This is a genomic window from Rhizobium sp. NFACC06-2, assembly GCF_900101425.1.
Classification (GTDB): domain Bacteria; phylum Pseudomonadota; class Alphaproteobacteria; order Rhizobiales; family Rhizobiaceae; genus Agrobacterium; species Agrobacterium leguminum.
Genome location: NZ_FMVA01000027.1, coordinates 1 through 11,808 on the forward strand (window position 1 = coordinate 1; position 11,808 = coordinate 11,808).

The window sequence follows — 11,808 nt, forward strand, 5'->3', positions numbered from 1 at the left end:
ATCGCCGGAAATGTGGGGAATCCGCTCAATTAGGACGACCGACATCGGTGATTTGCGCCGCGAAATCAACTACCATCGATAAGAGGTACTTATCGTTAATTAGAACATCAGACCACAGTCATATCATGTGAGGAACTCTAATATTTATATAGAGTTCTTATAGCAAATCATTTACCATTATTTCAATGGCTTACGATCTATCGAAAATCAGCATGACAGCCCTGATGGGACCGGCTTTTGACGCGGCTGTCGCCCTGACCCGTCTCGACGAGCGAATCGCCCGCTCGCACGTCGGTGCGGGGTGGATCGAACGCCAAAACTTCGCCGACGCCTGTGCCTCGCTGTGGATCGACGGCGAACTCGTCCATCTCGAAGACCTCGTCCTCCACGACGCCACCCGCGACATCCGCGCCCCGACCCACGAACTCACCATCGCCCGCGACGTGTTGCGAACCCGCCGGCGTATTGGTAGTCAGTCGCCAGACTGGGCACTTTCCGCAGACGGTATCCGGTCTTTGCGACAGACGTCGGACACCAATTCGGACGGCGCCGAGGCGGTGGAGCCGACCAGCGGTGTTCGGGCTGCGGTCGCCATCGATCCGGAGGGGGAAGGGGAAGAGGGTGACGAAGCCCAAGATCTACCCGGTGTCGATTTTTCCGCGATCGATGCGGTGCTTGCCCGATCGGAGGCTGCGATCGAGGTTGCCAAACGACCCGGCCGCGCCGGCGGCCAAGACAAAGACCCGATGATCTACGATCTCGACTGGGACGAGGATGCCCGGCTCGACGAATGGCGCGGCGTGCTGCGCCTGGCGGAAAACCTGCCGGCGGTGCTGCAGGCGATCATTGCCCTCGATGCCTGGAACGAACTTTCCGTCCTTCAGCACGCGCCCTGGCTCGGCCGGCTGCTTGCTGCGTCCATCCTGCGGCAAGCTGGGCTCACCACCGGCGCTCATCTGGCGGCCATCAATCTTGGCCTGAAAACCATTCCCGTCGATAGACGCCGTCACCGAGATCGGGAGACGCGGTTGCTCGCCATTGCCCATGGGATGTTGGCGGCCGCCGAGATCGGCACGAAAGAGCATGACCGCCTGGCGCTGGCCCGCCAGATGATGGAGCGCAAACTGTTGGGGCGCCGCACCTCGTCCAAACTGCCCGAACTGATCGAACTGGTGATGGCAAAGCCGCTAGTGTCAGCCGGGATGGTGACGAAAACGCTCGAGGTCACGCCGCAGGCGGCGCGGCGGATCGTGTCGGAGCTGGGCCTCAGAGAAATGACGGGGAGGGGGAGGTTTCGGGCGTGGGGGGTAGTCTGAGTTCCGAACCAGCTGCTTTGCGCGAATCCGATTAATGCCTAATTCGGCGTGTGATGCTAAGGCTGCTCCCCCTGTAGTTGCTTTTCTTAAATTTATCGAGATGATGCGGGCGTAAGTTCGGGGGACGAATATGCGTAACGTAAAGGGGCACGCCACAGTCTTCGCAGCACGCGGAAGCTGTCGATCATCGCTCAGGATCCTTCGGTCAAGGTCAATGGAAGGATCCTGACCTCATCCATAGACGTTCCTGCAGAGGAGCTTTTGCCTGGCCCACGCGGTTACCGCGTTGCAATCGTCGATTATGACGTAACGGCCAATGCCCTCTATCAGCCAGCAGATTTGCCGTCGGGGTTGGATGGCGAGTACCAAGATCCGTTTCAAAACGTATCGGACGAAAGGCTCCTCTCAGATCCGCGGTTTCATGCACAGAACGTCTATGCGATCGCGATGCGTATTTTGGCGCGGTTCGAGTTTGCCTTGGGCCGCCGCGTGCAATGGGGCTGCGAGGGACACCAGCTCAGTATTTTGCCGCATGCCTTTGCGGAGCCAAACGCCTTCTATTCGCGTGACGATCGCTCGCTGTATTTCGAAAGCTTCCCCTCAAGCCAGGGAAACACGAGAACTGTTTTTCTCCTGTCTTTCGCATGATGTGATCGCGCACGAAACGACTCACGCCATTCTGGATGGACTGCGATCGCGATATCTCGAGCCTTCTTCTCCGGATCAGAGCGCATTCCATGAAGGTCTCGCAGATGTCGTGGCGCTGCTTTCGGTCTTTGCGCTCCCAGATGTCGTCGGCTCCGTCCTCGACGGGACAGCGGACCTTGCGCTTGTCGACCAAGCCGCCCTTGAGAGGGATAACCTCGCCCACTCAGTTCTCTTTCGTCTCGCCGATGAAATGGGCAAGGAGATGAGCGGCGTAAGAGGTGCAGCGCTTCGCCACTCCGTCATGCTGGAACCCGGGAAGGACTATATGGCGGACCATGATTGGCAGGAGGTTCACAATCGCGGCGAACTCCTGGTCGCGGCAATGCTACGATCCTTCCTAGATGGGTGAGCCGCATCAGCCGAGTCGGCACGATCGTAGACGGCAAGAAGGATCGGTCACTGGTGATAGAGGAGGGCGCTCGCGCGGCTGACCATCTGATGACAATGGCCATTCGTGCGATCGACTATTGTCCGCCCGTCGATCTGTCTTTCTCCGATTATTTGTCCGCCGTGCTCACAGTCGACCGCGAGGTCGTTCCCGATGACCGGTATGGCTACCGGAACGCTTTGCTCTTGAATTTCGAGGCCTTTGGCATTCGGCCGAGCAATCGATCGGACACGGACGGTAGCTGGCTACGGTGCGACGACGACATGATCTACAGTCGCACGCATTACGATTCGATGCTTCGCGACAATGAGGAAGTTTTCCGCTTTGTGTGGGAAAACCGCAAGCGCTTAACATTGGTGATATCGGCTATATCGAGGTTCAATCAGTGCGCCCGAGCACTCGCATCGCTCCCGACGGGTTCGTCCTCCGTGAGACGATTGCAGAGTACGTGCAGGTCTTGACGGTGACAGCCAGCGAACTGCGGCAGGATTTCAAAGTCGAGGTTCCCGAGGCGATAGAATCTTGGCGGCCGTTGCGGCTGCTTGGTGGTGGCACACTTATATTCGATGAATATGGTCAGCTCAAATATCAGATCGCCAATCATCTGCTGCGCGATCGGGGTGATCGCAAGCGGCAAGGAGATCGTCTCGCCTATCTCTGGAAACAAGGGTACCTTGACAGAAAGGTGAATAAGGCAAGTCATTTTTCCGCTTTGCATCTGGCGCGAAACGGCGTCCGGGAGAGCAACTGATGAAGCCAATTCGATTGGTGATCACCTCGTATCAGGTTGGCTTCGGCGACTGCTTCCTTCTGTCGTTCGAATACCCTGGCGAAAAACGCCACGTCCTGATCGATTTCGGTTCGACCGGACTGCCGGACGGCGTGCCAAAAAACCAGTTGGACCTCATTGCCGACAACATCGCAGAGCGGACTAGAAATGAGAGACTGGCCGTCGTTGCAACTCATCGCCACAAGGATCACATCTCAGGCTTTATCACCAAGAAACACAGGCCATCCTCGGGAAAGACGATTGCCGATCTCAAGCCTGAGCTTGTGCTGCAACCGTGGACAGAAAATCCGAAGCTCGCCGTGGACGCCAAAGGTCCCTTGCCGCCTGGTGTTCCGATTGCTGCTCGTTATATATCTTCACTTGCGGCCATGCAGGCCGCGGCAGGAGCGATCTTCAGTGAGGTCAAACGTGTCCGCTACCTGTCTCCCACGATTCGTCAGGAACTGTCTTTCATGGGCGAAAACAATCTTGCCAATCTCGAGGCCGTCGAGAACCTGATGGCAATGTCGGGCAATCGCGAATATGCAAAGGCCGGCGATAAGACTGCGCTCTCGGCGTTGCTGCCAGGCGTCAAGATCGACATTCTAGGGCCGCCTTCAATCGAGCAATCGAACAAGATAACCAAACAGCGCCCGCGTGATCAGGACGAATTCTGGCACCTCGTTGCTAATGCGGCCAATTCCCTCGGCCCAACCAAGGGCCAGAAAGTCATACCACTATTTCCGGACTTCGCCGTCGAGCGCGTCGGCTCAAACCTTCCGATCGACACGCGCTGGATCGTTGGCAGGGCACGGCGCCTGCGGGCCGACCAGATGCTAAGGTTGGTCAGAATTCTGGACACAGCTCTTAACAATACGAGCCTCATTCTCTTGTTTCGATGTGGATCGAAAAACCTCCTTTTCCCGGGTGACGCGCAGATCGAAAACTGGTCATATGCGCTCAGTCAGTCATCCGTGCGCGAGAAGCTGAAGAAGGTCGATCTTTATAAGGTAGGCCACCATGGCAGCTTGAACGTGACACCCAAATCCCTGTGGTCTCTGTTCGAGCAGAAATCCGAGCAGGACGCCTCGGATCGTCTCAAGACGCTGATGTCTACAATGTCACACAAACATGGAGACGAGGCACGGCGTACCGAAGTCCCACGCGGGACACTCGTGCAAGAGCTCAATCGCCGCAGCTCGCTGTTCACCACCCAGAGTCTTCGGGAAAACGAACTCTTTCACGAAACGACATTGGATTTTTGATGATCCGATGCCCAGATGGGCGGGCTCGCTTTGACGGCCAGGTTGCGCCCTTCAACGAGGTGGGCCGTGATGAGTAGTCGCTGATGCAGGGCGCATTTTTGATTATCGAATACAAGACCCGACAGCCGTGTTAATGTTCTGGCCGTTAATGCTTACGCAGACTTTCGTGTTGGTATGCATCGACAATTAAACCTGTGCTTGTGGATGCTCTGGCCTTGATAGATGGGCGCCCCCATATTAATACTTCCAGGATCGTCCAAGATTGAGCTAAAGATGTCTCCCCAGATAGCCCCCGACAGCTGTGACCGGCGATGGATTGAAGCGGAAGCGGAACTTCGGGATATTGCCGAGCCGCTCCTCGATGCCCCGTCGTTCAATCGACTAGGCGGTATCACTTTTCTAGGAGCCCTTTCGCCGCGGTTTGCAAATGTCATAAAACCGCCTGTTTCGAAGCAGCGCCTGTCTCAGATGGGTACGAACTACTACGATGGGTCGAGGCGGAGCCACAGCATCGGGGTCGCAAGCATCACACGTCAGATTGGACACAAGATCGGCTTCAACGATACGCAGTTACGCTATGCCGTGGCTTGGGGCTTGCTGCATGACCTGGGAAACTGGCCACTGTCCCATACCGCCCAGCACGCCTTCACCAATCTGCTCGGGGTGGGAACGAAGACCGTTCGCGAGTGGCTGATCACCGATCACGATCTTGCGCCAAGGAAATATCGGACAGCCGACGCGCTGGTGGCAGCTGGTCTGGAGCCGGAGCGTTTGCTCGGCCTCTTTCGCAAGAAACCCGATCCTGAACTCGCGCCGGTTTTGGTTGTAACTCGATCGAGGCTAACTCCCGATATGCTAGAGGGTGTATGGCGCGCCGGAAGAACGTTTGGGATCGCCGCGCCAGATCCTCTCAAGTTCATAGACGCGTTTTCCTGTAACTTGTTTGACGAGATCTTTGTTGAAGGCCGCTACAAGCAGGACGTCATCGATTTCTGGAAGACGAAGTCGTCGATCTATAAGGAAGTCTTTTCCGCGTGGGACGTGGTCAAGTGGGAAAGCGCTTGGTCCGAAGCGGTGTTCCGTCTCTTGTCTGACAACGACCTTACGCTCGAGTCCTCTCTGGAAATTGAGGAAAGCAAACTTGTCGAAATGGTATGCGAACAGGGACTGCCTTCAAGCAACGAAATCTATCGTTGGAAAGATCCAGTCGCGCAAAAGGTCGCAAAATCCATACCCGATGATTTATACGTCAGCAATTTGGATAGCTATCTTCTAGAAGTGCCGAAAACGAGAAAATCGCGAAATGCGCATTGATGCTTTAACGTGTTTATCCGAGCCCAAGCTTGCCGTCTTTAAGAGGGCCTGGGATCACAGCAGTAAGTTGATAAGCAAAGCAAATGCTGTTGTTTCAGCCAGTCTCCAAGGGAGCAGGCTGGATCAGTCGCAGATGTGCGTCGCGATTGTAGGTTCGACCGCGCGCTATGAAGCTCTGGAGGCTTCGGATATCGATCTACTGCCTATCTGGTCAGGGTCGGCGGCCGATTTTCCGCATTTCGTCGATCTGACCGGTAAGGTCCGGGAAGATTTACGCCGGCAGCTGGACGTGGACGTTTCCACGTCACGTGACCTCATGCGCAGCACTAGGCTGGCCGATTTGTGCAAAGCCGATGGCATTGGGGGGGATACGGATCACCGGCGAACGCTTACACAGCGGATGCTGATCTTGACGGAGTCCGAGCAGCTGGGAGGCGGTCTGGGCATAGACGAGGTCCGACGGAGGATTCTTGAAGCCTATGTCGGCGATCGTGATTATGATCGCACTGTCAGCAAGCATCCGCTGGCCGTTTGCAACGATATAGCCCGGTATTATCGAACACTTTGCGTCGATTACAAATCGCGGGCTGAGACGAAGCCAGAGAGCTGGGCGGAGCGTCACGCGAAGCTGCGCAATGCGCGCAAGCTTTGGTATTTCAGCACCCTTCTCGCCTTATCGACCCAGATTTCAGGCTTGAAGGGAAAGTCGCACTCTTATATTTTCGACGCAATGGCCAAGACACTGTCGTTGACGCCGGCATTGCGGCTCCAGGCTGCTGTGAAAACAGATTCCGAGGAGGACGCTCGGAAGGTGCTGACTCATTACGCCGACTATCTCACCGATATGAGTGAACCAGCATTTCGGGAGAGCCTCAAGGACGTCAGCTTCGAAGATCGGGACGAGCCTAAACTGAGCGATGGCACAATAAATCCCTACTATGCCATGCACAAAAGATCGCGCGAAATGACTGATGCGATGATCTCTATGGTGCTCAACTCGCCGGATGAGGTCCGAAAGCAGGTTTTTACCTGGTTCCTTCTATAGGCGGACCACAAAACGCTTCCGCTCAACGAAATGTCGATGTGTCGCTTAAGGTTGGGGGGATGTCGACGAAAATGTGCGCTAGCCGGATGTTTGGCGCGTGTCACTGTCCACTCCGAAGAAGTCGCCCTCGGCGCCGCGCCGGATGTTCCTCCTGAGGGCCGGCAGTTTGTGTCCGCCATTTCGCAAAACCGCAAGATCGCGCGGGTTGAGATCCGACAGTAGGGCTAGTAGAGACTGAACTCCGTAGGTTGGCAGGCATCCGCGTCGATGTCTCCGCCAAAAAATGTGTTCGAGCAGAAGTTGCCGCCTAGTTGCTAAATCCAAGGGCGCGCGGCCAGAAATCTTGCTCGACGGTGCCATATCAACCGTTCCGCGGAGGACAAGCCGCCGCACGCCGATGAGCAATTTCAGTGCGTTAGGTTTAATGAAACGAGTGAGCGAGCGTTCGAATCCATTCAAGTGCTTTCTATAGAATTTACCTACGGGCTGCAGGCGGAAAAGATGAAGAGAACGCGACGAGGCAGGAGGCGTCGACATTTTTGGGCTTTGCGATGGGATTTCCAGGCAACCAGTCCTGCGATAGTTCCTGATGCGCTTGCGGGCTAAGAGGGCGGTGACGGCGGGTTGCTTACTAACCAGAACGATGGTGACGGCGACATCGTGGACCTCGTTTTCCCGATCTCGTCGGTCAGCGGACTAGTATTAAGGCCAGGAGACCGACTACCTAGCGTCGAGGTTGGCCTTCGAGGGCTCCAGGAAGAGGTTCGTGTGAGCCGCGACCTGCAATGAGAAGACGCGCAACCAGGCGCAGATCATGTAGTTTGGGCGCGGGGTCGACACGCATTGCTTTTGAACTCGCAAAGCTCGATCATGTTGTTGACGATCGGGCGGCGGAAATCTTTGGAAGTTCCGCCACACGCACCGAGTGGTTCCGGGAGGCTTTCTCGTATCCGCGCAAATACGAGTTTGCCAAAATTTGTATCTCATTGAGACACGCTTAGGCGTTGGTTAACGAAAAACTGAATGCCATGCAAACATGACAATTTTACTCCTGTTAATTTCTCATTGTTAGTGCAATGATGAAATACAACGTAAACATGCATTTGTCGTGCTTTTACGATTGGTTGTCAGGAGACGCGCATGAAGCCAAATCTTTCTGAATTTATTGGAAATACCCCCTTGGTTGAGCTGGAATTACCTTTTTCTAGCGACAAATTTCGTATCTTTGCGAAGCTGGAAATGTTCAACCCAGGTGGAAGCATCAAGGATCGACCAGCCTTGCATATGGTGACCAAAGCGATCCAGTCCGGAAGAATCAATCAAGGCGTGCATCTTATCGAGAGCTCGTCCGGCAATCTCGCGATCGCGATGGCGATGATCGCGCAACAGATGAAACTCAAGTTCACGGCAGTCATCGACCCCAATATCACCAGTACCAATCGGGCCCTGATAGAATCGTATGGAGCGTTCACAGAACTTGTCACGGAGACAGACGAGGAGGGTGGTTATCTTCATACCAGAATTCGGCGCGTTCAGACGTTGCTGCAAGAGGTGCCAAATTCGGTCTGGCTCAACCAGTATGCCAATCCCGATAACCCTGCTGCCCACTACCATGGCGCTGGAGCCGAAATCGTCGGCGAAATGCCTGTCGAACCGACCCATGCCTTCATATGCGTCAGCACGTGCGGTACGATCATGGGCCTTACCCGTCGGCTGCGTGAGGCCTGGCCGAAAATCCGGATCATCGCCGTGGACATTGCAGGTTCCGTCATTTTCGGTCCTTCGCGCGATCGCAGGCGTATTCCAGGAATCGGGGCCAGTCGTGTTCCTGAGCAACTGGACCTCAGCGAGATAGATGAAGTCGTTCTCGTCAATGATTTCGAATCTGTCGAGGCATGCCGTCTCCTTGTTCGGGAAGAGGGCCTGCTCGCCGGAGGATCTTCGGGTTCGGTTATTGCGGCAATTCAGAAACTGGCTCCGCAGTTACCGAGTAACGCAGTTGTCGTGACCGTCCTGCCGGATCGGGGTGAGCGCTATCTCGACAGTGTCTACAATCCGGATTGGTTGCCCGCACGAGAACGGGTTCATCGCCCCCTTGAATCATCCCACGTCGTCCTGAGACGGGATCCGGTTCTCTTACAAAACGCCTCCTGACCGGCGGCATCTGCGTCCTAAATCTACCAGGAGACCAAAATGAACATGATTGAAACCATCCGGTCACGGGAGGGCGTCGGCGCTCGTCTTCGCTTCCTGTCACGACGCGATATTGCTGCGGTTGGCGGCGACCGCTCGGATCTTTACATGGAAGCCGTCGAAGAAGGCTTCCGCCTCCACGCCAAAGGTGACTACGCTCAACCTTTGAAACCTTATCTCCGCAACCCGAACTCCGGGCATATCGCCGATCGCATCATCGCCATGCCAGCCTGGATTGGCGGTGGAGATCCCATTTCCGGGCTGAAATGGATCGGCTCGAAACACGACAATCCATCTCGGCGCTCCATTGATCGGGCAAGTGCCGTGATTGTACTGAACGACAATGAAACGAATTTCCCGATTGCCGTCCTAGAAGCGGCCCGCATCAGCGCTCTGCGTACCGCTGCAGTCACCGGGGTCGCTGCCAAGCATCTGGCGCGGCCGAATTTCACCGACGTCACGGTCATCGGTTGCGGGCCAATCGGGCGCACGCAAATCCAGATGTTCTGCGAGCAGTTCGCGAATGTCAGGCGAATCCATATCTTTGATCGTCAGCCTGGGGCAATGGCCGGGTTGACCGAGTGGTTGGCCGAAGCTTTTCCTGTGGTGCAGGCGGTTCCGCATCCCGACGCACGCTCTGCGGTCGAGGCGGCCACCGTCGTCGTCACCGCCACGGTCACCGATCAGCCTTATCTCAGGTTCGAATGGCTTAGACCGGGTACATTTCTTTCCAATATCTCCATCATGGATGTTGAAAAGGAGGTCTTCTTACGCGCGGACAAGGTGGTCGTGGACGACTGGGACCAGTGCAATCGTGAAAAGAAGATCATCAACCAGCTTGTCGAGGAAGGCTCTTTCTCTCGCAAAAAGCTGCATGCGGAAATCGGGGAAATCGTCAGCGGCCACAAACCGGGCAGGGAAAATGATCACGAGATCATCCTTCTCAATCCGATGGGGATGGCGATCGACGATATCGTCTGCGCCCGTGCCATTCTGCGTCGGGCGGAGGCTGCCGATGCAGGGATACTGGTGGATCTATTTTGATGAACTACATATCCCAGATTCCCAAACACAAAGAGGATCGCAATGCGATCCTCGAGGATCTCCTCGATCTGCTCTGGACGGAAGATGTCGCCGGCTTGCGCAGCCAAGCTCTTTCATCGCGGCAAGATCGTCATGCCACAATCGCCATCGGCGGGAAGGAAATCATAATCCGCCTGCAACCCGATCGCTGGCGCGGCGGGTGGCGGCCGTTGGGCATTGAGCATGCGCAGACGTGCAAAGCCCTCGATCCCTCCGAGTTGCTCTGGCTGGTCCTGAACGCTCTTCCGGACGTTGGCGTGCCGGTCCTTGACAGGACGATGAGGCAACTCAGCCAAAGTGACAAGAATTCAGATCTCGTTCAGGCCACAGGCTCGTCCCTTTCAAATGCGGGCAGGCAGACCGGTGCGCTGGAGAACGATCTCCTGTGGGAGCGAATGGCAGCGTGGAGGGATCGCCCCTTCCATCCCCTGGCGCATTGCCGCGGTCGCTGGGGCGCCCGAGAGATCGAGAACTATGGCGCCGAATTTGGCAGGTATTTCCCGTTGCGCTGGTGCGCGGTGGAGAAAAGCCATGTTTTTGCGTCGCCGCGTGTCGAAAGGGGTGGGCCAGCCGCCGCCATTCTGGACGCCACCCAGTCGGCTCTGCTTGGTCTGGAGTTGGCCCGTCGGGGAATAGACACGACACACGAAGCCTTACCCCTCCATCCCTGGCAAGCCAACCATATCGTCCCGCGAGAATTTTCTGAGGAACTCGCCGATGGACGGATCACCATGCTGGATTTTCAAGGCCCCCTGGTTGCCGCGACGTCGTCGCTGCGGAGCGTCACGATTCCAGGCAAGCCGGGATGCCATCTGAAGCTCCCTCTGGATGTAGAAACCCTGGGTGTTCGCCGGTTGCTAAGCGCCCAGTCACTTTGCAATGGCCTGAAGGGTGCGGACCTCCTGACCCTGGCGCTGGCAACCCGGCCCGGTCTTGGTCGGGTAGCGCGGCTTGCCGACGAAACGCAGTTCTGGACTTTCTCCGAATTGTCGGGAGATGTCCTGGAGCCGAGGACCGCTTATCTTGGCTGTGCGGTCCGCATCTTCCCGATCAGCGACGGTGCGAGTCTCATCCCCCTTGCCGCGTTTGCAGTTGCGCCAGCCGGCGGAATTCCTCCCGCTATCGAAGCCGTTCTGCAAGCCCGTCGCGACAATACGCTCGAGGGTTTCGTCGTCGAACTCTTCGACCTCCTGACCGGGTTTGCAATTGAAGCGCTCGCCAGCGGCTTCATTCCCGAAATGCACGGGCAAAACGTGCTCGTGGAGATTTCGAACGGACGGCCCTCGGGAGTGGTCCTGCGCGATCACGATACAGTGCGGTGCCATGCCGCAGGTCTTGCAGAGTGCGGACTTCCGGTTCCCGATTACATCATTAAAGATCCACGCCGTGCAACCATGTTACTACCGCAGCCAGAAGACCTCATTGCATACGGTCAAACCCTGCTGTTCGACGTGGCCTTGCGTGCGATTTGTACGGAGCTGGACCGGACCGGTGCACTCGAACTCTCAAAATCACGCCGCCTGCTTCGCACGAGCGTGGAGCATCATCTCAAGCACATCGAAATGCCATCCGAGATGCGGGATCGGCTGAGATTTGCCTTGCTCGAGCAGCCTGACTGGCCATTCAAGCAGATACTGACCCCATTGCTCGCGATGACAGAGCTCGGACTTGGCATGCCGAGCCGCCTGGGCCTCGCCGGCAATCCGCTTCGCGATTTCGAGTGAACC

At 56.4% G+C, this 11,808-nt stretch carries 10 protein-coding genes; all 10 read left to right on the forward strand.

Annotated elements, in window-relative coordinates; genetic code table 11:
- Positions 1-185: 185 nt before the first annotated feature.
- Positions 186-1,316 (forward strand): RHE_PE00001 family protein, encoded by a 1,131-nt coding sequence (locus tag F3H58_RS26060; RefSeq protein WP_149744312.1) that lies wholly within the window; start codon positions 186-188, stop codon positions 1,314-1,316.
- Positions 1,317-1,577: 261 nt separating this feature from the next.
- Positions 1,578-1,964, forward strand: coding sequence for a gluzincin family metallopeptidase (locus F3H58_RS27650; RefSeq protein ID WP_286170145.1), 387 nt, complete (start codon positions 1,578-1,580; stop codon positions 1,962-1,964).
- Positions 1,965-2,073: 109 nt separating this feature from the next.
- Entirely contained in the window at positions 2,074-2,373 is a 300-nt protein-coding gene (locus tag F3H58_RS27655) for a gluzincin family metallopeptidase (protein WP_286170147.1), read from the forward strand.
- 367 nt (positions 2,374-2,740) lie between these two features.
- Complete coding sequence (locus F3H58_RS27660; RefSeq protein ID WP_286170148.1) at positions 2,741-3,163, forward strand: hypothetical protein; 423 nt, start codon at positions 2,741-2,743, stop codon at positions 3,161-3,163.
- Entirely contained in the window at positions 3,163-4,446 is a 1,284-nt protein-coding gene (locus tag F3H58_RS26070) for a ComEC/Rec2 family competence protein (protein WP_149744313.1), read from the forward strand. The genes F3H58_RS27660 and F3H58_RS26070 overlap by 1 nt, the downstream gene beginning before the upstream one ends.
- A 273-nt stretch (positions 4,447-4,719) precedes the next feature.
- Complete coding sequence (locus F3H58_RS26075; protein WP_188129081.1) at positions 4,720-5,760, forward strand: HD domain-containing protein; 1,041 nt, start codon at positions 4,720-4,722, stop codon at positions 5,758-5,760.
- Complete coding sequence (locus F3H58_RS26080; RefSeq protein WP_149744315.1) at positions 5,750-6,805, forward strand: hypothetical protein; 1,056 nt, start codon at positions 5,750-5,752, stop codon at positions 6,803-6,805. The genes F3H58_RS26075 and F3H58_RS26080 overlap by 11 nt, the downstream gene beginning before the upstream one ends.
- Before the next feature lie 1,140 nt (positions 6,806-7,945).
- Positions 7,946-8,959 carry a 2,3-diaminopropionate biosynthesis protein SbnA gene (gene sbnA / locus F3H58_RS26085; RefSeq protein WP_149744316.1) on the forward strand — a complete coding sequence of 338 codons (1,014 nt, stop codon included), beginning with the start codon at positions 7,946-7,948 and terminating at the stop codon, positions 8,957-8,959.
- A gap of 39 nt (positions 8,960-8,998) precedes the next feature.
- Positions 8,999-10,042, forward strand: coding sequence for a 2,3-diaminopropionate biosynthesis protein SbnB (gene sbnB, locus F3H58_RS26090; RefSeq protein ID WP_149744317.1), 1,044 nt, complete (start codon positions 8,999-9,001; stop codon positions 10,040-10,042).
- On the forward strand, positions 10,042-11,805 hold the full coding sequence (locus F3H58_RS26095; protein ID WP_149744318.1) for an IucA/IucC family protein: 1,764 nt from the start codon (positions 10,042-10,044) through the stop codon (positions 11,803-11,805). The genes sbnB and F3H58_RS26095 overlap by 1 nt, the downstream gene beginning before the upstream one ends.
- Positions 11,806-11,808 lie beyond the last annotated feature (3 nt).